Origin of the sequence: Pseudomonas sp. H1h (genome assembly GCF_000633255.1) — a bacterium.
Classification (GTDB): Bacteria; Pseudomonadota; Gammaproteobacteria; order Pseudomonadales; family Pseudomonadaceae; genus Aquipseudomonas.
Window position 1 is genome coordinate 42,045 of sequence record NZ_AYMJ01000026.1, and the last position, 19,729, is coordinate 61,773.

Genomic DNA, 19,729 nt, shown 5'->3' on the forward strand with positions numbered 1-19,729 from the left:
CGATGGCCTGGCAGGTCCGAAGATGCAGGCTACCGTTGTGAAGCGTAGCTAATGCAGTTTGCAGTAGCGAGCCACGGGGGCTCTGACGGTTCACGCGAACGCACATGATAAAGGGATTCGCTGCATGAGGAAAACACTACTCGCCCTGCTGCTTCTGGCCTCGGCCGGTGCTGCACAAGGGCAAGTGCAACTCAGGGATGGTTTTCCACAGCAATACACGGTGGTTTCGGGGGATACCCTCTGGGACATTTCCGGCAAATACCTGCGCGAGCCCTGGCAGTGGCCACAGCTGTGGCGGGCCAACCCGCAGATCGAAAACCCCAACCTGATCTACCCCGGCGACACGCTGACGCTCAGCTACGTCAACGGCCAGCCGCAACTGACCCTGAACCGTGGCGAGTCACGGGGCACGATCAAACTGTCGCCGCGCATCCGCACCAGCCCGGTGGCCGAGGCGATTCCGAGCATTCCACTCAAGTCGATCAACAGTTTTCTGTTGAGCAACCGCATCGTCGACAAGGTCGAGGATTTCGACAAGGCGCCGTACATCGTCGCCGGCGATGCCGAACGTGTGCTCAGCGGCACCGGCGACCGGATCTTCGCCCGTGGCCACTTCGACCCGAATCGGCCGGTGTACGGCATCTTCCGCCAGGGCAAGGTCTACACCGACCCGCAGACCAAGGAGTTCCTGGGGATCAACGCCGATGACATCGGCGGCGGCGAAATCGTCGCCACCGAAGGTGACGTCGCCACCCTCGCCCTGCAACGCACCACCCAGGAAGTGCGGCTGGGCGACCGCTTGTTCAGCGGCGAAGAGCGCTCGATCAACTCGACGTTCATGCCCAGTGCCCCGGCTGGCACCATCAACGGCCTGATCATCGACGTGCCGCGCGGCGTCACGCAGATTGGCGTGATGGACGTGGTCACGCTGAACAAGGGCAAGCGCGACGGCCTGGCCGAAGGCAATGTGCTGGTGGTGATGAAAACCGGGGAAACCGTGCGCGACCGGATCACTGGCCAGCCCCTGAAAATTCCGGACGAACGGGCCGGGCTGCTGATGGTGTTCCGTACCTACGACAAGCTGAGTTACGGCCTGGTCCTCAACGCTTCACGCTCGCTGGCGGTGCTCGACAAGGTGCGAAACCCTTAGCAGGCTTAACAAGTTACCAACAGAGTTATCCACAGCTTGTTCCGAATGGTTCGGGACTTATAACGATCAAGGATGATCCATGATGCTGTCTGCCTGTACGCCGGTTTCCCCTGCGGAACTGGAAGCGCGTTTGCGCCTGCACCGTTTGCCGGATGTCGGCCCGAAACGCTTTGCCAAATTGCTCGAAGCCTTCGGATCGGCGTCAAAAGCCATCAGTGCGCCGGCCAGTGCCTGGCGTGCGCTGGGATTGCCGGCGGCGTGTGCCGAGGCGCGGCGCAGCCCTGAAGTGCGCGACGGCGCCAGCCATGCATTGCGCTGGCTAGAGCGTCCGCAGCAGCATTTGCTGATGTGGGATCAAGCGGATTATCCGGCGCTGCTGGCACAAATTCCCGACCCGCCGCCATTGCTGTTCGTGGCCGGCGATCCGCTGATTCTGGAAAAACCGCAGTTGGCGATGGTTGGCAGTCGCCGCGCTTCGCGCCCGGGGATGGACACCGCTGCGGCATTTTCCCGGAGCCTCGCCGGGGCCGGTTTTGTCATCACCAGCGGTCTGGCATTAGGCATTGATGCCGCTGCACATCAGGCCGCGCTGGATGTTGGCGGGCAAACCGTCGGTGTCCTCGGCACCGGCCTGGAAAAATTTTATCCACAGCGCAATCAACGCCTGGCCGACGCGATGATCGCCTCCGGCAGCGCGGTGCTGTCGGAGTTTCCCCTGGACGCCGGCCCGAGTGCGAGCAACTTCCCGCGGCGCAACCGAATCATCAGTGGTTTGTCCCTTGGGGTGCTGGTGGTCGAGGCAAGCGTTGCCAGCGGTTCGCTGATCACCGCACGGCTGGCGGCGGAACAGGGGCGCGAGGTGTATGCGATTCCCGGCTCGATTCATCACCCCGGCGCGCGCGGCTGCCACCAGTTGATTCGCGACGGTGCGGTGCTGGTGGAAACCATCGAACACATCCTCGAAGCCTTGCGCGGCTGGCAGCATCTGCCGTTATCCACAGACACGCCGAGCACCGATCAGCCCTTGCTCGACCTGCTGCATGCCGCGCCGCAGACCACTGAGGCGCTGGCCCACAGCAGCGGCTGGGCGCTGCCCACAGTCCTGGCTGCGCTGACCGAGCTGGAAATGGAGGGCCGGGCTGTGAATGAAAACGGCCGCTGGTTTGCGCGGGTGAGCTAGGTTTTACGGGGAAGATCGGTAAACTGCGCGAAACCTGTTTTCGGAGAGTTTTTTCATGGTCAACAGTTGGCGTGTGCAACAAGCCGCACGAGAGATTCGCGCCGGGGCGGTGATTGCCTATCCAACCGAAGCCGTCTGGGGGTTGGGTTGCGACCCGTGGAACGAAGAGGCGGTGGATCGGCTGTTGGCGATCAAGAACCGTTCGGTGGATAAGGGCCTGATCCTGGTCGCCGACAACATTCGCCAGTTCGACTTCCTGTTCGAAGATTTCCCGCAAGAGTGGATCGACCGCATGGCCAGCACCTGGCCGGGGCCGAACACCTGGCTGGTGCCGCATCAGAACCTGTTGCCGGAGTGGGTGACGGGCGTGCACGACACCGTGGCACTGCGGGTCAGCGATCATCCGCAGGTGCGGGATCTGTGCTCGATGGTCGGGCCGCTGATCTCGACTTCGGCCAACCCGCAGGGGCGCCCGGCGGCGCGCACGCGATTGCGCGTCGAGCAGTATTTTCGCGGGCAGATCGATCTGATCCTCGGCGGGCAGTTGGGTGGGCGCAAGAACCCCAGCGTGATCCGTGATCTGGCAACCGGCAACGTCATTCGTCCTGACTGATTCGGCCTCAGACGTTGGTAATGTGAGTACTCCTCGGCTTGATGGCGAGGAGTACTACGCGTGCCTGCGATTTTTCCTGCAATAACGCTTTTTCTCGTGTCGGAAAAGTCGCCAAGTGCTCGGATTCATTGACTTTTCCCACCTGATTATCAGACCACGTTCCGTGGCACTATCGTCAAAAGCAACCATCCTTTCCCTGCACTCGAAACACTTCGATAAGTCAGGTCTGCGGAGAAAGAATGGACACTACGGATTTGCAACTCACGGATTACCTGCAGGCGCTTCAGGTGACGCTGAAAAGTCATCATGAAGGCTGCCGCATCGTGATGCTTGAAGCGGGGTCGGATACCCAGGAATTCGATCGGTTTATCGATCGGCAATTTCGGCTGCGGCTGCAGCATTACATGCTGACCTCGAGGGCGCGGATGCTCGAAACGCGACTGACGACAAGGTCACGCAGCACTCACTTTCTGTTGTATCGGCATGAGCAACTGCTGGCGGTATTGAGGGCGACTCCGGCACCGTTCGAATGGGCATCGCTGGCGCAGCAACATGTTTCGCCCACGGTGGCGTTATCACGCCATGTCGAGTTCAGCCGCTTGATCGCGCAATCGCCCAACCAGCTGCCCATCGCGGTCAACGGCCTGCTGGCGGCCGCTGCCGAGTGGGCGATAAAACACGGCTACCAGGGTGTGACCGCGTTGTGCAGGTCGCCACAGCTGCGCCTTTACCAGCGTTTTGGCCTGATGCCGATCGCTTCCAACCCCTTGCATATTGAACAGCGCGCACGCGGTGAGTACTGGGCGTTGTCAGCCGAATGGCGGCAAATCCTTGCAGCGGTTCAGCAACCGGATCAGGTGGCTGCGGGCCACTTGGTGCAAAAACCGTTGGCGTGTCATCCGCAGAGGTTCTGAACGCGCGCCAACAGTCTTGCCAGCCGTGGTTTGAAACCCGACTGGCAAGACGTCGAGCGAGGTATCAGGGCAGCAGAATGGTCGAGCCAGTGGTGCGTCGCGCCGACAATTCGGTCTGCGCCTTCGCTGCATCAGCCAGCGGATAACGCTGGCTGATGTCGACCTTGATCCTGCCGCTGATGATCATCTCGAACAGCTCGTCAGCCATGCGCTGCAGATTCTCGGCGTTGTTGGCGTAGGTCGCCAGGGTCGGCCGGGTCACGTACAGCGAACCCTTGGCCGAGAGAATCCCCAGATTGACCCCGTCCACTGCGCCGGAGGCATTGCCGAAGCTCACCACCAGACCACGTGGCGACACGCTGTCGAGGGACGTCAGCCAGGTGTCCTTGCCGACGCCGTCGTAGACCACCGGGACTTTCTTGCCGTCGGTCAGCTCCAGCACCCGCTGCGCAACGTTTTCGTGGCTGTAGTCGATGGTTGCCCAAGCGCCGTTGGCCTTGGCCAGATCGGCCTTTTCCTTGGAACTGACGGTACCGATCAGTTTCACGCCCAGTGCCTTGGCCCATTGGCAGGCCAGCGAACCGACGCCCCCGGCAGCGGCGTGGAACAGAATGGTTTCACCACCCTTGAGTTCATAGGTCTGGCGCAGCAGGTATTGCACGGTCAGACCCTTGAGCATGACCCCGGCGGCGGTTTCGAAGCTGATCTCGTCCGGCAGCTTCACCAGATTGGCCTCGGGCAGGACGTGCAACTCGCTGTAGGCGCCCAGCGGGCCACTGCCGTACGCGACGCGATCACCGACCTTGAACCGGGTGACGTCGCTGCCCACCGCATCAACGATGCCGGCGCCTTCAGCGCCCAGGCCGGACGGCAAGGCTGGCGGGGCATACAGACCGCTGCGGAAATAGGTGTCGATGAAGTTCAAGCCGATCGCCTTGTTCGCCACCCGTACCTGATTCGGGCCGGGCGCGGCGGGTTGATAGTCGACATACTCGAGCACTTCGGGACCGCCATGGGCGCGGAACTGGATACGCTTTGCCATCTGCCTGCTCTCCTTGGGTCGTTTGAGAGCCCCCTATCCAACTCCCCTGCTTGATCTTCGTCAACTGCGGCGCTCGGGTCTGCGGTGTTATGCTACGCGCCCATTTGCGCCGACCCCCCGCCTGCGGGGCGCCCGCGTAGCTATGCCCTGATCCAAGGTGAAGCCATGACGACCCGCACCGACGCCGTAAAGGCCTATCTGCTCGACCTGCAAGACCGCATCTGCGCCGCACTGGAAACCGAGGACGGCGGCACGCGCTTCGTCGAAGACGCCTGGGCCCGGCCTGCCGGCGGTGGCGGTCGCACTCGCGTGATCGAAAACGGCACGGTGATCGAAAAGGGCGGCGTCAACTTTTCCCATGTGTTCGGCAGCGGTCTGCCACCCTCGGCCAGCGCCCATCGCCCGGAACTGGCCGGACGTGGCTTCGAAGCCCTCGGCGTGTCGCTGGTGATTCACCCGCACAACCCGCACGTGCCGACCTCCCACGCCAACGTGCGCTTTTTCATCGCCGAAAAGGAAGGTGAAGAGCCGGTCTGGTGGTTCGGCGGTGGCTTCGACCTGACTCCGTATTACGGCAACGAAGAAGACTGCATCCACTGGCACCGCGTCGCCGAGCAGGCCTGCGCGCCGTTCGGGCCGGACGTCTATCCGCGTTACAAGGCCTGGTGCGACACCTACTTCCACATCAAGCATCGCCACGAACCACGCGGTATCGGCGGCCTGTTCTTCGATGACCTGAACGAGTGGGACTTCGACACCAGTTTCGCCTTTATGCGCGCCATCGGCGACGCCTACATCGACGCGTACCTGCCCATCGTGCAGCGGCGCAAGCATGATGCGTTCAGCGCCAAGCAGCGTGAATTCCAGGAGTTCCGCCGTGGCCGCTACGTCGAGTTCAACCTGGTTTATGACCGTGGCACATTGTTCGGCCTGCAGTCGGGTGGGCGTACCGAGTCGATCCTCATGTCGCTGCCGCCACAAGTGCGCTGGGCCTACGACTTCAAAGCCGAGCCCGGCAGCGAAGAGGCGCGCCTGACCGACTATTTCCTGCAAGACCGCGACTGGCTGGCCCAGGCCTGAGGACTGTTGATGGATCGTTACGTTGTTTTCGGTAACCCGATTGGCCACAGCAAGTCGCCGATGATTCATAAACTGTTCGCCGAGCAAACCGGGCAGAGCCTCGACTACAGCACTCTGCTGGCGCCACTCGACGATTTTACCGGCTGCGCCACGGCGTTCTTCCTGGAAGGTCGCGGCGCCAACGTCACCGTGCCGTTCAAGGAAGACGCCTACCGCCTGGCGAACAGCCTGACCGCCCGGGCGCAACGGGCCGGTGCGGTGAACACCTTGAGCAAACTGGCCGACGGTTCGTTGCTCGGTGACAACACCGACGGCGCCGGACTGGTGCGCGACCTGACGGTGAACGCCGGGTTCAGCCTGACCGGCAAACGCATCCTCCTGCTCGGTGCCGGTGGTGCGGTGCGCGGGGCATTGGAGCCGTTGCTGGCGGAAAAACCGGCGTCGGTGATCATCGCCAACCGTACGGTGGACAAGGCCGAGCTGCTGGCCGAGTTGTTCTGCGATCTGGGGCCGGTGTCGGCCAGTGGTTTCGACTGGCTGCGCGAACCGGTGGACGTGATCATCAACGCCACCTCCGCCAGCCTCAGCGGCGAGGTGCCGCCGATTGCACCGAGCCTGATCGAGACGGGCCAGACCCTGTGCTACGACATGATGTACGGCAAGGAACCGACCGCGTTCTGCCGCTGGACCAGTGAGCATGGTGCGGCGGTGTCGATGGACGGCTTGGGGATGCTGGCCGAGCAGGCGGCTGAGGCGTTTTTCCTGTGGCGCGCAGTGCGTCCGGACACGGCGCCGGTACTGGCCGAGCTACGTCGCCAACTCGCCCAATAAATAGCCCTGTGGGAGCGAGCCTGCTCGCGAAGACGGCAGCACATCCAGCAATGATGTGTCAGACAGACCGCTTTCGCGAGCAGGCTCACTCCTGCAGAGGTATGCAGTGTTTGTGGGATCAATCCTCAAACCGGATCGGACATTTCTCAGCCCCTTCCAGCTTCCTCAACTCCTCCACCACCTGCGGCCGTGCGCGGCGCAGGGTCAGGCTGCGATCCTGGCGCAGCAGACGCCGGGCCTCCTGGTGCAGCATCTCCACTCCCGAATAATCGATGAAGTTGATCTGCTGCGCCTCGATCACCACCCGCGCGCCGTGCAGTCGTTGCAAACGCACTTGCAGGTAATGGCTGGCGCCGAAAAAGATCGAGCCGCCGACCCGCAGCACATCGTCCTCGCCATCGCGCCAATGTTGCACCCGTGGTTGCGAAGTACGCTTGAGGTAGAAGAACAGCGACGCCAGCACCCCGGCATAGATGGCCGTCTGCAATTCCAGCAACAGGGTGGCGAGGCACGTCAGCGCCATGACCACGAACTCGGCGCGGCTGACCCGCAGCAACGAGCGGATCCCGCGATGATCCACCAGCCCCCATGCGATCAACAGAATGCTGCCGGCCATGGCCGGAATCGGGATGTGCGCAATCAGTCCGGCGCCGAACATCGCGAATAAGGCGACCCAGATCGCCGAAAACACCCCGGCCAGCGGCGAACAGGCGCCTGCCTCATAACTCAGGCCTGAACGGGTGAACGAGCCGGCCGACAGCGATCCGGAAAAGAACGCCCCGACGATATTCGATAAACCCTGCGCGCGAACCTCCTGATTGGCGTCGAGCAACTGCTGCGAACGCGCTGCAATCGAGCGGGCAATCGACAGGCTGGTGACCAGCCCGAGCATGCCCACCGCCACCGCGCTCGGCAGCAAACGCAGAATCAGATCCAGATCCAGCGGCAAGCCACTGAACGGCGGCAAACGCCCGACAAAGGCGCTGACCCGGTGCACGTGGCCGAACATCGACGGCCATAACCACACCACCGCACTGCCCAGCACCAGGGTTATCAACAGGGTCGGCCAGCGGGGCAGCAGTCGTCTCAATACCACACCGACCACCACCGTCGCGACGCCGAGTAGCAAAGAAGGTCTATCCACAGCTCGCAGGTGTTGCAGCAGATCCATCAGGCTGGCCAGTGCCGTGGCTTTTGCCGGCAGATCCAGTCCCAGCAGATTGGGCAACTGGCCGATGGCAATCACCACCGCCGCGCCGAGGGTGAACCCCAGTACCACTGAATGCGAGACGAAATTCACCAGGGCGCCGAAGCGCAGCAACCCCAGCAGCCACTGGAAGATCCCGGCAAGAAAGGTCAGCAGCAGAATGAGGGTGATGTAATCCTGGGAGGCCGGCACGGCCAAGGGGCTGACGCTGGCGTAGAGCACAATCGAAATCGCCGCCGTCGGGCCGCAGATCAGGTGCCACGACGATCCCCACAGGCAGGCGATCAACACCGGAATGATCGCGGCGTAGAGGCCGTATTCCGGTGGCAGACCGGCGATCAGCGCGTAGGCGATCGACTGCGGTAAGGCGAGAATTGCACCGCTGAGGCCAACGACAAGATCCCGTCCGACGCTGGCGCGGGTTTGCCGGGGTAGCCAGGTCAGGAAGGGCAAGAGTGAGCGGCGACTGGGCAGGGCCATGGGTCCTCGCGGTTGAGTTTTGCGAAAGCTTAACAGGGTAAAACTTGTGGGAGCGGGCTTGCTCGCGAATGCCGCCCGGAGCAAGCCCGCTTCCACAGAGATATCTGTGAGGCGCTCCTCTTTGCTGGATCAGAGCTTGGCCTTCACCGCAGGCAACGCATCCTTGCCATCCACGGTCTTCACCCCGTCCAGCCACTTGTCCAGCACCGCCGGATTGGCCTTGATCCACGCCTTCGCCGCATCGGCATTGCTGACCTTTTTGTTCACCACCTCAGCCATGATGCTGTTCTCCATTTCCTGAGTGAACGCAAGATTGCTCAGCAACTTGCCCACATTCGGACAGGCTTCGGCGTAGCCTTTGCGCGTTAACGTGAACACGCTGCCGGTGTCGCCAAAGTATTTCTCGCCGCCCTTCAGGTAATGCATCTTCAACTGCACGTTCATCGGGTGTGGGGTCCAGCCGAGGAAGGTGACGAATTTCTGTTTCTTAACGGCCCGCGAGACTTCGGCGAGCATCGCCTGTTCGCTGGACTCGATCAGCTTCCATTGCCCGAGGTCGAAGTCGTTCTTCTTGATGATCTCCTGCAGCGAGATGTTCGCTGGCGCACCCGAGCCGATGCCGTAGATCTTCTTCTCGAATTTGTCGGCGTATTTGTTCAGGTCGGCAAAATCGTGCACGCCGGCGTCCCATACGTAGTCCGGTACCGCCAGAGTGAACTCGGTGCCGTCGAGGTTCTTCGCCAGTTGCGTCACGTCGCCAGTGGCGACGAACTTGTCGTAAAAGCCCTGCTGGGCCGGCATCCAGTTACCGAGGAACACATCCACCTGGCCGTCCTTCAAGCCGCCGAAGGTAATCGGTACCGCGAGGGTGTCGACCTTGGCCTTGTAGCCCATGCCGTCCAGCAAAAAACCGGCGATGGCGTTGGTCGCGGCGATGTCGCTCCAGCCCGGATCGGCCATCTTCACCGTTTCGCAGCTTTGCTCGGCGAAGGCCGAGGCACTGCCCAGGGCCAACAGGCCGATCGTCAGTGCTGTGGATAACTTGCGCATGGACTTCCCCTTAACATTATTGGTTTTGGCAGGGTTGTGGATAACGGGCCTTGCGCTCCAGATCGTCGAGGTCGATGTGGTTGCGCATGTACTGCTGACTGGCGTCTACCAGCGGCTGGTGGTCCCAGCTCTTCAGCTTGCCGAGGCTCAGCGACTGGGCGACGAAGCGGCGGCGGCGCTGGCTGGCGAGCACATCGCGGTGGATTGCCGGAATGTCCCACTTGGCCCGTGCTTCGGCGAGAAAGTCGTCGAACAGCTGGCGATGTTGCGGCGACTGGCTGAGTTCTTCGAGCTCACGGGGATCGTTGTGCACATCGAAGAGTAGGCAAGGGTCGCTTTCGCTGTAGATAAATTTGTACGCGCCGCGACGGATCATCATCAGCGGGCTGACCGTGCCTTCGGCCATGTATTCGCCGAACACTTCGTTGTGGCCGCCCTGCCCTTGCAGATGCGTCACCAGTGAACGCCCATCCAGCGGCAGGCCCGGTTCCAGGCTACCGCCGGCCAGCTCGACGAAGGTCGGCAACAGGTCGGCGGTGGACACTGCGGCGCTGACCCGACCGGCCGCGAACTGCCCCGGTGCACTGATCAACAGCGGCACCCGCGCGGCCATCTCGAACCAGTGCATTTTGTACCAGAGGCCCTTCTCGCCGAGCATGTCGCCGTGGTCGCCGGAGAAAACGATGATGGTGTTGTCGATCAGCCCGGTATCTTCGAGGGTTTGCAGGAGTTTGCCGACGTTGGCGTCGATATAGCTGCAAGCGCCGAAATAGGCACGGCGTGCATCGCGAACCTTGGCCACAGGCAGCGGCTTGTCCCACAGGTCATAGACCTTGAGCAGGCGTTGCGAGTGTGGATCGAGGGAATGTTGATCCGGGGTTGTCGGCAATGGGATGTCGCCGTCGTCATACAAATCCCAGAACGCCTTGGGAATCGTGTACGGGTCATGTGGGTGAGTCATCGACACGGTCAGGCAGAACGGCTGGTCGCCGTCCTCGCGAATGTGGTCGAACAGGTATTGCTGGGCCTTGAACACCACCTCTTCATCGAAATCCAGCTGGTTGGTGCGCACGCACGGCCCGGCCTGCAGCACCGATGACATGTTGTGGTACCAGCTTGGGCGCACGTCCGGTTCGTCCCAGTTCACCGCCCAGCCGTAGTCGGCCGGGTAGATGTCGCTGGTCAGGCGTTCTTCATAGCCGTGCAGTTGATCCGGGCCGCAGAAATGCATTTTGCCCGACAGCGCGGTGCGATAGCCGAGGCGGCGCAGGTAGTGAGCGTAAGTGGGAATGTCGGCGGGGAAATCGGCGGCGTTGTCGTACGCGCCGATCTTGCTCGGCAATTGGCCGCTGACCAGGGTGAAACGCGACGGCGCGCATAACGGGCTGTTGCAGTAAGCGGCATCGAACACCACGCCTTGGGCGGCGAGGCGCGAAAGATTCGGCAGTTTGATCGGCGACGGGCCGTAGATCGGCAACATTGGCGCGGCCATTTGATCGGCCATGATGAAAAGAATGTTCTTGCGCTTCATGTGATCGCGGCATTCCATAGTGAATATTTATGCGACATTGCTGCGATCGAGCATGGAGCCCATGCCCAGTCCGGTAAAGCCCGCGCCGGACAATGACTAGGATAAGCACAGCTTATGTATGACGCCCTCGGAAACCTGTCGCTCGACCTGTTGCGCGCCTTCGAGGCGGCGGCGCGCCATCGCAGTTTTACTGCGGCGGCGGTAGAACTGGGCACCACGCAACCGGCCATCAGCCAACAGATCAAGCGTCTGGAAGAGCAATTGGGCGCGCGGCTGTTCGACCGGATCTACCGGGGCATTGAACTGACCGACGGCGGGACAATTCTGTTCGAGCAGGTTCAGCTCGGTTTGCAGAATATCGATGCAGGATTGAGCGCAATCAGCACACAACAACAGCATGAGGTATTGCAGGTCGCCACCGACTTCGCCTTTGCCGCGTATTGGCTGATGCCGCGCCTGCACCGCTTTCATGAAGCCAATCCGCAGGTCGATGTCAGCCTGGTGACCAGCGAGCGCAACCACAACATGCTGCGCACCGACATCGATGTTGCGGTGCTGTTTGGCGACGGACGCTTCAAACAGGGCGAAAGCCATTGGCTGTTCAGTGAGGAAGTGTTTCCAGTGTGCAGCCCGCAATTGCTCAAGAACCGGCCCCTGCCCCTGCCCGCCCAGGCGTTGCTGGAATTTCCGCTGCTGCACCTGCGCGGTGAAAACAGCAGCAACTGGTTCGACTGGAGCGGACTGTTTCGCGAACTGGGCATCACTACCCCGCCGGCACCGGGGCAATTGCGTTTCGACAATTACACGCTGCTGATTCAAGCAGCGATTGGCGGTCAGGGCGTCGCCATCGGCTGGCGTCACCTTGTGGATAACTTGCTGACTCAGGGGTTGCTGTGCCGGCCCATCGCCGAGACCACTCTGTCGCGTCTGGGTTATTACGTGGTGCTGCCGCAACGCAAACGCCGTGGTGCGTTGATTCAACAGTTTGTCGACTGGTTGATGGCCGAGCAGGCCAGCAGCGCCGAATCCCTGACAAGCGTGGCGTTGCCTTCGATTGCGATTTGATTGGCTTTTTACGTACCCGAGGCGGCGACAAAATTCACATGCTGCCCCACATGCAGATTCAGCCGCAGCTCATCGGCAATCCCCACCGCGACCCGGTTCAACCGTTCCAGCGGCTCTGCCAGCCCCGGCTCGAGATTGCCGCCGACCTGGCTGAAATGCTCAATGGTCAGCCCCGCTACACCATGGGGCGCGTTCACCAGTGTCCATTGCAGTGGGCTGCTTTGCAGGGCTTCGTGGATTTCTTCGGCGGCGTGGCGTTGCAGCCCGTCGTCCAGATCCGGTTCATCGAGGACGGCAAAATTCCCCACCAGAAACAGCCGTGGCACGTTGGCCGCCTGTAAGCCGTCGACCAACGCATCGACCGCCAGCACCTGTTCCACCGGTCCGAGCACCACGGAGCGCTCCACATGGTCGCTGCTGAACGGCAAGCCCGGCGCGTCCAGCAGGCAAATCACCGCCGAGCTTCCCGCGACGCTTTGCTTGACCCGCTCGGCGTCGAACAGATCGCCGCTTTTGGTACGCAGGCCGGGACGTGGCGCGAGCACGTTCAAATCGTCGAGAATCGCGATGACTTCGTGCTGCCTGCGCAGCAATTCAGCCATCAACGCGCCGCCGAGGCTGGCCATGGCACCATACAGCACCACTTTCACCGTCGGGGTTTCGGCATTTTTCATGGCTGAGCTCCTGTTCCTGTCATATGGCGTGTGACCCACAGGAAACGGCGAGGGTTCGAATCGATTCAGAGGCTTGCAACATGCACACGATCAAGGGCTACCACGCCCATATCTATTACGACGCCAGCACCATCGCCCAGGCCCGGGCCCTGTGCGAACAGGCCGCGCAGACATTTGCCTTGAAGATGGGCCGGATGCACGAACGCCCGGTCGGCCCGCACCCGGACTGGAGCTGCCAACTGGCCTTCGGCCCGGAGCTGATTGGCGAGGTGCTGCCGTGGCTGGCGCTCAATCGCAAGGGACTGGTGGTGTTCCTGCACCCGGACACTGGCGATGATTTGCTCGACCACACCGAGCATGCGATCTGGATGGGCGCGATACGCCCGCTGGAGCTGTCTGTTTTTTGATCAGGCTTTTGTAAACCTACAGGGTTTCTTGCGGTTCACCCGGCAGATGCTCGTCCAGGTGCAGCCACGGCAGTTGGCTGTCGGTCCAGATATGCCGCTCGGCCGCTGCGTGCTCCGGGTGATCCAGCGTGGCGATGGTCACATCGATGCTCTCGGGGCTGAGCAGGGTCACCAGCGCCAGCTGCGCGCCGCACTGCGCACAGAAGTAACGCGCGCAGCTGCTCGACGAGTCATAACGCGAAGGCGTGCCGGCCAGCCAGTGGAAGCTGGCCGCTGGCAGCGTGATCCACGTGGTGACGATGCCACCGCTGACCTTGCGGCAGATCGAACAATGGCAGTGGGCGATGTCACGTAAAGTCCCGCTGAACTGATAGCGAATGTGTCCGCAGTGGCAGCCACCGTTGTGCAATACACCCATGTCCGCGCCCTCCCGTCCCCGAATTGATTGACTCTAGCCGCATCCGACGGCCGGTTGACCATTCGCCCCACGCTTTCTTCAGCGAAAGGTAGCTGAAAGGTTGCCCGATTAGGATCGCCGCCACTACCGGCAACAGACCGGTTGGCCGATGCGTGTGATCGCTCGCACGACAGGCCCAATTAACAACAACAATGGTGATTCTGATGTCCTCTGTAACCCGCCTCCTCGCTCCAACTCCGCCCGTACGCCTCGTGCTTCCCGTTCTGCGCTGATCCCGTCCGATCCGCTCACTTCACTCGCCGCGCTACGCCTGGAGTATTCCCATGCTGACTTTCCTTGGCTTTGCCATGGTCATCACGTTCATGTTCCTGATCATGACCAAGCGCCTGTCTGCGCTGATCGCCCTGATCATCATCCCGATTCTGTTCGCCCTGTTCGGTGGCTTTGCACCGAAGATCGGCCCGATGATGCTCGAAGGCATCACCAAGCTCGCGCCGACCGGCGTGATGCTGATGTTCGCCATTCTGTACTTCGCCCTGATGATCGACTCCGGCCTGTTCGACCCGGCCGTGCGCAAAATCCTCAAACTGGTCAAGGGCGACCCGTTGAAAGTTTCGGTCGGTACCGCCGTGCTGGCGCTCGTCGTTTCCCTGGATGGTGACGGCGCGACCACTTACATGATCTGCGTGGCCGCCATGCTGCCGCTGTACAGCCGCATCGGCATGAGCCCGCGAATCATGGCCGGTCTGATCATCCTCGCCGGTGGCGTGATGAACATGACCCCATGGGGCGGCCCGACCGCCCGTGCCGCGAGTGCGCTGCATGTCGATCCGTCGGACATCTTCGTGCCGATGATCCCGGCGATGGCCGCCGGTGTGGTGGCGATCCTGATCATTGCCTACTTCTACGGCAAACGTGAACGTGCGCGTCTGGGTGAACTGCACCTGATCGGCGATGAGATCGACCACAGCGAAATCAGCGTGTCGCAGTTCCCGGATGCCCGTCGTCCGAAGCTGATCTGGTTCAACGGCCTGCTGACCCTGGCGCTGATGTGCACCCTGATCGCCGGCCTGCTGCCACTGCCGGTGCTGTTCATGGTGGCGTTCAGCATCGCGATGATCGTCAACTACCCGTGCCTGCAAATGCAGAAGGACCGCGTTGCGGCCCACGCCGGCAGCGTGCTGTCGGTGGTCAGTCTGATCTTCGCTGCGGGCATCTTCACCGGTATCCTGTCCGGAACCGGCATGGTCGACGCCATGTCGAAAAGTCTGCTGGCGGTGATTCCGGACTTCCTCGGCCCGTACCTGGCGGTCATCACGGCGCTGGTGAGCATGCCGTTCACCTTCTTCATGTCGAACGACGCGTTCTACTACGGCGTGTTGCCGGTGCTCTCCGAAGCGGCCAGCCATTACGGCATCACCGCGGTGGAAATGGCCCGTGCCTCGATCGTCGGTCAGCCCGTCCACCTGCTGAGTCCACTGGTTCCGTCGACTTACCTGCTGGTGGCGTTGGCCGGTATCGAATTCGGTGATCACCAGCGTTTCACCCTGAAGTGGGCAGTGCTGGTCTGCCTGTGCATACTGGTGGCCGCCTTGCTGCTGGGGACTTTCCCGCTGTTCAGCACGTTGTAACGGCATTAACTCACCCTGACGCCAGCTGCTTGCTGGCGTCAGGGTTTAACACTCGCTCAAAGGAATACACATGGATTGGCTGACCAACCCCGAAATCTGGGTTGCCTTCTTTACCCTGACCGCCCTGGAAATCGTTCTGGGCATCGATAACATCATCATGATTTCGATCCTGGTCAGCCGCATGCCCAAGCATATGCAGCAGCGCACGCGGATCTTCGGGCTTGGTCTGGCGATGATCACGCGAATCCTGTTGCTGCTGTCGATCACCTGGGTCATGCGCCTGACGGCCGACCTGTTCGTGGTGTTCGGCCAGGGCATTTCCGGTCGCGACCTGATCCTGTTCTTCGGTGGCCTGTTCCTGTTGTGGAAGAGCTCGCAGGAGATGTACCACGCGCTGGAAGGCGAAGACGAAAGTGGCGACGAGCCTTCGGGCAAGGGCGGCAACTTCCTCTACACCATCATCCAGATCGCGATCATCGACATCGTGTTCTCGCTGGACTCGGTGATCACCGCTGTCGGCATGGTGTCCCACGTGCCGGTAATGGTGGCGGCGATCGTCGTCGCGGTGCTGGTGATGATGCTGGCCTCGGGCAAGATCAGCGAATTCATCGACAAGCACCCGTCGCTGAAGATGCTGGCGCTGTCGTTCCTGCTGGTGGTCGGTACCGTGCTGATTGCCGAGTCGTTCGACGTGCATGTACCGAAGGGTTACGTCTACTTCGCCATGGCGTTCTCACTGGCGGTGGAAGCGATCAACATCAAGATGCGCACCGCGATCGCCAAGAAGAAAAAACAGCAAGACCCGGTGAAGCTGCGCAAGGACATCCCGGGGCAGTAATCCGGTAATCCGCAACACCCTTGTGGGAGCGGGCTTGCTCGCGAAGACGCGGGATCAGTCGACGATGAGGTTGACTGACCCACCGCTTTCGCGAGCAAGCCCGCTCCCACATTGTTTTGTGGTGTTGCCGGATCGGGTTCATTCCGGGTGTTCGGCTGAAGTGTTTTTCATGACGCTTTTGTTTCAATCCACTGTTTAGCTGTGCAATGCTGGCGCCCAGACCGTTAGCCAACTACAGCTTAAGTATCAAAAACGTAGAAACCGCGCGGTACCGTCAACTTGCTCCTCTGGGGCGCTGCAACTACAGGGGGTCTGCATGCTCACCCTGCTCAATCTGCTTTCTGCCGTGGCCCTGCTGATCTGGGGCACGCACATCGTCCGAACCGGCATCCTGCGGGTGTACGGCACTAACCTGCGCCATGTGATTGGCCAGAATATGTCCAAACGCTGGCTCGCGTTCGTGGCCGGTATCGTCGTGACCGCGATGGTCCAGAGCAGCAACGCCACCGCCATGCTCGTCACCTCCTTCGTCGGCCAGGGCTTGATGGCGCTGACCCCGGCGCTGGCGACCATGCTCGGCGCCGACGTCGGTACTGCGCTGATGGCGCGGGTGCTGACGTTCGACCTGTCGTGGCTGTCGCCGCTGCTGATTTTTCTCGGGGTGATTTTCTTCCTGTCGCGCAAACAGACGCGGCTCGGCCAGATGGGCCGGGTGGCGATCGGTCTGGGGCTGATCATTCTCGCGCTGCAACTGATCGTCGAAGCCGCCGCACCGATCACCCACGCCCAAGGGGTGAAAGTCATCTTCGCCTCGCTGACCGGTGACATCCTGCTCGATGCCCTGGTGGGCGCGCTGTTCGCAATGATCTCGTACTCCAGCCTCGCCGCCGTGCTGCTGACCGCCACGCTGGCCGGCGCCAGTGTGATCAGCCTGCCGGTGGCGATCGGTCTGGTGATTGGCGCCAACATCGGCAGCGGCGTGCTGGCGTTCATGAGCACCAGCATGCAGAACGCGGCCGGGCGGCAAGTGGCGTTGGGCAGCCTGCTGTACAAACTGATCGGCCTGCTGTTGATCATTCCGGTACTCGATCCGCCGGTGCACTGGATCGACAGCCTCGATTTCAGCCCGCAGGAAATGGTCATCGGCTTCCACCTGCTCTACAACACCGCGCGTTGCCTGATCCTGTTGCCGAGTGTCGGGCCGATGGCGCGGCTGTGTGCCTGGCTGCTGCCGGAGCGTCCGGAGGTCAATGGCACCGCCAAACCCCGGCATCTGGACCCGACAGCGCTGGTCACACCGAGTCTGGCACTGGCAAACGCCGCTCGCGAGACCCTGCGCATGGGCGACCTGATCGACAACATGCTCGATGCCACGCTCGATGTGCTGCGCGGCAAGCAGACATCGGTCACCCTCGAAATGCGCCGCATGACCGATGATGTCGAAGCACTGTACAGCGCGATCAAGCTGTATCTGGCGCAAATGCCGCGCGAGGATCTCGGCGAGCAGGACAGTCGGCGCTGGGCAGAGACCATTGAGCTGGCGATCAACCTGAAACTGGCCAGCGACCTGATCGAACGCATGCTGCGCAAGGTGCAGCAGCAGAAAACCTCGCAACGGCGCTCGTTCTCCGAGGACGGCCTGGAGGAACTGGCCGGGCTGCATCAGCAACTGATCGCCAACCTGCGGCTGGGGCTGTCGGTGTTTCTCAGCGGCGACAAGGAAAGCGCCCGTCAGTTGCTGCGCGAAAAACGTCGCTTCCGCGCACAGGAACGCCGTTTGGCCCATGCCCATGTCAGCCGTTTGCAACGTAAGATCGTGCAGAGTCTGGAAACCAGTTCGCTGCACCTTGAGCTGATTGCGGATATGAAGCGCTTGAATTCGCTGTTTTGCAGCAGTGCTTATGTGGTGCTGGAAACGGCGGATACCGGGGCGCTGGAAGCGGATGATATTGCCGACATTACGCATTCGCCTTGAACGTCTGTGGCTGAGGTCAGTCAGTACCATTGATTCAGCCGCAAGATATTCGCGAGCAGGCTCGCTCCCACAGGGACTGAATTTCGAGGTGGGAGCGAGCCTGCTCGCGAAAGCGGTCTGAATAGCGACACGGATCTCCAAATCAGCCGTACGGAAGCCTGTTATGCGTTGCCTGTTGTTCGCCTGTCTGTTGCTCGGTTCCCTGCCCGCCTTCGCCGTTGATCGATTTCAGGTCGAAGGCTATGCGCTGCCCAACGGTTTGCAGCTATTGCTCAAGCCCGGCACCGAACGCGGGCATGTGGCGATCCGCCTGGTGGTGGGCGTCGGCCTCGACGATTTCGACTGCGATGAAAAAGAGCTGCCGCACCTGCTCGAGCACCTGCTGTTCAGCGGTATCGATGCCACCGGCGAAGGCGGCCTTGAGGAGCGCATGCAGGCGTTGGGCGGCGAGTGGAACGCGTTCACCAGCAACGCCGACACCACGTTCGTCATCGAAGCCCCGGCGAAGAACCAGCGCAAGGTCCTCGACCTGCTGCTCGGCCTGCTGACCCAGACCCGCATCGACGACAATGCGATAAGCGCTGCCAAACGCGTGGTCGAGCGTGAGGACGGCGGCCATTACACGCGCCTGCAGCGCTTTCTCGACCGTCAGGATCTGGGTCACACCGCGAGCAACCAACTGGCGGTGGAGCTGGGCCTGAAATGCCCGCAACGGGCCGAGGTCGGTCACTTGACCCAGCAGCAACTGGAGAAGGTACGCAAGACCTGGTACGCGCCGAACAACATGACCCTGATCGTCGTCGGCGAGCTCGACAAACTGCTGCCGGCCTATCTGGAACGCACCTGGGGTGCACTCGAAGCAGTCGACCCGGCCGAGCACCGTGAGCTGCCGGACATCCGCACCAGCGCGGCCCATGAACGCACCCTCACCCGTGGCTTCATCGGCGACAGCGCCAAGCTGCACTGGCTGGTGCCGGAGCCGATGCTCGACGATCAGTACGACGAGACTTTCGACATTCTCAAGGACTATCTCGACTGGGCGCTGTACCGACAGATTCGCCTGAACCACGGCTTGTCCTACGGGCCATGGGCCGAGCGCGAAGTGTTTGGCGGGGTCGGCTTCATGAGCCTCAATGCCGACGTGGATCGCGATGACCTTGCCGAAGCCAAGCAGGTGCTGGAAGACCTCAAGGCCGACCTGCTAAAAAACGGCCTCGACCCCGACACCTTCGCCCGGATCAAACAGGCCGCCATCGCCCATCAGGCCTGGGCGGTGCAAGGCAACAGCGCGATGGCCGATTACTACTGGAGCGCGCTGGGCGATTACGAAGATGGCCGCTTTGCCAACCCTGCCCGGGAGCTGCAAGGCGTGACGCTGGACACGGCGAACAAGGCCATGCGCGAGTTGCTGTTGCAGCCGGGGTATCTGCGGGTCGAGAAGCCGTTGCTCAGTGATGATGAGGTGTTGTGGCTGGTGGCGGGCGGATTGGGCGTCGTGCTGCTCATCCTGGTGGGTTGGCGCCTGCACCGCCGCAAGCCAGCCAAACACTGAACCTGTGGAATCTGTGCTGACTTACTGACCGGGAGCCTCGCCACGTCGCCCGGCGGACGGTACTCTGTCGGGGTTTTTTCCTCTCCAGTCG

General features: G+C 61.7%; 18 protein-coding genes. 12 read left to right on the top strand and 6 right to left on the bottom strand.

What is annotated here, in order from left to right:
- Positions 1–124 precede the first annotated feature (124 nt).
- From U862_RS0121330 to U862_RS0121345, 4 genes are all read left to right on the top strand, one after another.
- Complete coding sequence (locus tag U862_RS0121330) at positions 125–1,150, top strand: LysM peptidoglycan-binding domain-containing protein (protein ID WP_025112269.1); 1,026 nt, start codon at positions 125–127, stop codon at positions 1,148–1,150.
- A 79-nt stretch (positions 1,151–1,229) separates the two neighbouring features.
- Entirely contained in the window at positions 1,230–2,330 is a 1,101-nt protein-coding gene (dprA, locus tag U862_RS0121335; RefSeq protein ID WP_025112270.1) for a DNA-processing protein DprA, read from the top strand.
- Positions 2,331–2,385: 55 nt separating this feature from the next.
- The gene (locus U862_RS0121340; RefSeq protein ID WP_025112271.1) at positions 2,386–2,943 is read left to right on the top strand and encodes an L-threonylcarbamoyladenylate synthase; all 558 of its coding nucleotides are present in this window, start codon (positions 2,386–2,388) and stop codon (positions 2,941–2,943) included.
- 239 nt (positions 2,944–3,182) lie between these two features.
- A complete protein-coding gene (locus U862_RS0121345) occupies positions 3,183–3,857 on the top strand; it encodes a hypothetical protein (RefSeq protein WP_025112272.1) in 675 nt (224 codons plus the stop codon).
- Positions 3,858–3,921: 64 nt separating this feature from the next.
- Here the strand turns inward: U862_RS0121345 and U862_RS0121350 are convergent, their stop codons facing one another.
- The gene (locus U862_RS0121350) at positions 3,922–4,899 is read right to left on the bottom strand and encodes an NADPH:quinone reductase (protein WP_025112273.1); all 978 of its coding nucleotides are present in this window, start codon (positions 4,897–4,899) and stop codon (positions 3,922–3,924) included.
- Positions 4,900–5,064: 165 nt separating this feature from the next.
- Here U862_RS0121350 and hemF point away from each other — a divergent pair, with 165 nt between their 5' ends.
- On the top strand, positions 5,065–5,979 hold the full coding sequence (gene hemF, locus U862_RS0121355; protein WP_025112274.1) for an oxygen-dependent coproporphyrinogen oxidase: 915 nt from the start codon (positions 5,065–5,067) through the stop codon (positions 5,977–5,979).
- A gap of 9 nt (positions 5,980–5,988) precedes the next feature.
- On the top strand, positions 5,989–6,810 hold the full coding sequence (aroE, locus tag U862_RS0121360) for a shikimate dehydrogenase (protein WP_025112275.1): 822 nt from the start codon (positions 5,989–5,991) through the stop codon (positions 6,808–6,810).
- A 118-nt stretch (positions 6,811–6,928) separates the two neighbouring features.
- On the opposite strand, the gene U862_RS0121365 is transcribed toward aroE, so the two are convergent.
- The 3 genes from U862_RS0121365 to betC form a co-directional block, all read right to left on the bottom strand.
- On the bottom strand, positions 6,929–8,497 hold the full coding sequence (locus U862_RS0121365) for a SulP family inorganic anion transporter (protein WP_025112276.1): 1,569 nt from the start codon (positions 8,495–8,497) through the stop codon (positions 6,929–6,931).
- A 129-nt stretch (positions 8,498–8,626) separates the two neighbouring features.
- Positions 8,627–9,547 carry a choline ABC transporter substrate-binding protein gene (choX, locus tag U862_RS0121370; protein WP_025112277.1) on the bottom strand — a complete coding sequence of 307 codons (921 nt, stop codon included), beginning with the start codon at positions 9,545–9,547 and terminating at the stop codon, positions 8,627–8,629.
- 16 nt (positions 9,548–9,563) lie between these two features.
- Positions 9,564–11,078 carry a choline-sulfatase gene (gene betC / locus U862_RS0121375; RefSeq protein ID WP_025112278.1) on the bottom strand — a complete coding sequence of 505 codons (1,515 nt, stop codon included), beginning with the start codon at positions 11,076–11,078 and terminating at the stop codon, positions 9,564–9,566.
- 114 nt (positions 11,079–11,192) lie between these two features.
- On the opposite strand from betC, the gene U862_RS0121380 reads away from it, so the two are divergent.
- Positions 11,193–12,143, top strand: a complete 951-nt coding sequence (locus U862_RS0121380; RefSeq protein WP_025112279.1) for a LysR family transcriptional regulator — start codon at positions 11,193–11,195, stop codon at positions 12,141–12,143.
- 8 nt (positions 12,144–12,151) lie between these two features.
- On the opposite strand, the gene U862_RS0121385 is transcribed toward U862_RS0121380, so the two are convergent.
- Entirely contained in the window at positions 12,152–12,817 is a 666-nt protein-coding gene (locus U862_RS0121385; RefSeq protein ID WP_025112280.1) for an NAD(P)-dependent oxidoreductase, read from the bottom strand.
- A gap of 80 nt (positions 12,818–12,897) precedes the next feature.
- On the opposite strand from U862_RS0121385, the gene U862_RS0121390 reads away from it, so the two are divergent.
- Positions 12,898–13,224, top strand: coding sequence for a DOPA 4,5-dioxygenase family protein (locus U862_RS0121390; protein WP_025112281.1), 327 nt, complete (start codon positions 12,898–12,900; stop codon positions 13,222–13,224).
- A gap of 16 nt (positions 13,225–13,240) precedes the next feature.
- On the opposite strand, the gene U862_RS0121395 is transcribed toward U862_RS0121390, so the two are convergent.
- A complete protein-coding gene (locus U862_RS0121395) occupies positions 13,241–13,642 on the bottom strand; it encodes a GFA family protein (RefSeq protein ID WP_025112282.1) in 402 nt (133 codons plus the stop codon).
- 323 nt (positions 13,643–13,965) lie between these two features.
- On the opposite strand from U862_RS0121395, the gene U862_RS0121400 reads away from it, so the two are divergent.
- The 4 genes from U862_RS0121400 (at position 13,966) to U862_RS0121415 (ending at position 19,638) form a co-directional block, all read left to right on the top strand.
- A complete protein-coding gene (locus U862_RS0121400; protein ID WP_007954069.1) occupies positions 13,966–15,273 on the top strand; it encodes a CitMHS family transporter in 1,308 nt (435 codons plus the stop codon).
- 70 nt (positions 15,274–15,343) lie between these two features.
- Positions 15,344–16,111, top strand: a complete 768-nt coding sequence (locus tag U862_RS0121405) for a TerC family protein (protein WP_025112283.1) — start codon at positions 15,344–15,346, stop codon at positions 16,109–16,111.
- 316 nt (positions 16,112–16,427) lie between these two features.
- Positions 16,428–18,086: a Na/Pi cotransporter family protein gene (locus U862_RS0121410; protein ID WP_025112284.1), complete on the top strand. Its 1,659-nt coding sequence runs from the start codon at positions 16,428–16,430 to the stop codon at positions 18,084–18,086.
- 163 nt (positions 18,087–18,249) lie between these two features.
- The gene (locus U862_RS0121415; protein WP_025112285.1) at positions 18,250–19,638 is read left to right on the top strand and encodes a pitrilysin family protein; all 1,389 of its coding nucleotides are present in this window, start codon (positions 18,250–18,252) and stop codon (positions 19,636–19,638) included.
- The last annotated feature ends 91 nt before the right edge of the window (positions 19,639–19,729 follow it).

Coding starts and splice junctions, on each gene's coding strand:
- U862_RS0121330 (WP_025112269.1), top strand. CDS start 125: ATGAGGAAAACACTACTCGCCCTGCTGCTTCTGGCCTCGGCCGGTGCT.
- dprA (WP_025112270.1), top strand. CDS start 1,230: ATGATGCTGTCTGCCTGTACGCCGGTTTCCCCTGCGGAACTGGAAGCG.
- U862_RS0121340 (WP_025112271.1), top strand. CDS start 2,386: ATGGTCAACAGTTGGCGTGTGCAACAAGCCGCACGAGAGATTCGCGCC.
- U862_RS0121345 (WP_025112272.1), top strand. CDS start 3,183: ATGGACACTACGGATTTGCAACTCACGGATTACCTGCAGGCGCTTCAG.
- U862_RS0121350 (WP_025112273.1), bottom strand. CDS start 4,899: ATGGCAAAGCGTATCCAGTTCCGCGCCCATGGCGGTCCCGAAGTGCTC.
- hemF (WP_025112274.1), top strand. CDS start 5,065: ATGACGACCCGCACCGACGCCGTAAAGGCCTATCTGCTCGACCTGCAA.
- aroE (WP_025112275.1), top strand. CDS start 5,989: ATGGATCGTTACGTTGTTTTCGGTAACCCGATTGGCCACAGCAAGTCG.
- U862_RS0121365 (WP_025112276.1), bottom strand. CDS start 8,497: ATGGCCCTGCCCAGTCGCCGCTCACTCTTGCCCTTCCTGACCTGGCTA.
- choX (WP_025112277.1), bottom strand. CDS start 9,547: ATGCGCAAGTTATCCACAGCACTGACGATCGGCCTGTTGGCCCTGGGC.
- betC (WP_025112278.1), bottom strand. CDS start 11,078: ATGAAGCGCAAGAACATTCTTTTCATCATGGCCGATCAAATGGCCGCG.
- U862_RS0121380 (WP_025112279.1), top strand. CDS start 11,193: ATGTATGACGCCCTCGGAAACCTGTCGCTCGACCTGTTGCGCGCCTTC.
- U862_RS0121385 (WP_025112280.1), bottom strand. CDS start 12,817: ATGAAAAATGCCGAAACCCCGACGGTGAAAGTGGTGCTGTATGGTGCC.
- U862_RS0121390 (WP_025112281.1), top strand. CDS start 12,898: ATGCACACGATCAAGGGCTACCACGCCCATATCTATTACGACGCCAGC.
- U862_RS0121395 (WP_025112282.1), bottom strand. CDS start 13,642: ATGGGTGTATTGCACAACGGTGGCTGCCACTGCGGACACATTCGCTAT.
- U862_RS0121400 (WP_007954069.1), top strand. CDS start 13,966: ATGCTGACTTTCCTTGGCTTTGCCATGGTCATCACGTTCATGTTCCTG.
- U862_RS0121405 (WP_025112283.1), top strand. CDS start 15,344: ATGGATTGGCTGACCAACCCCGAAATCTGGGTTGCCTTCTTTACCCTG.
- U862_RS0121410 (WP_025112284.1), top strand. CDS start 16,428: ATGCTCACCCTGCTCAATCTGCTTTCTGCCGTGGCCCTGCTGATCTGG.
- U862_RS0121415 (WP_025112285.1), top strand. CDS start 18,250: ATGCGTTGCCTGTTGTTCGCCTGTCTGTTGCTCGGTTCCCTGCCCGCC.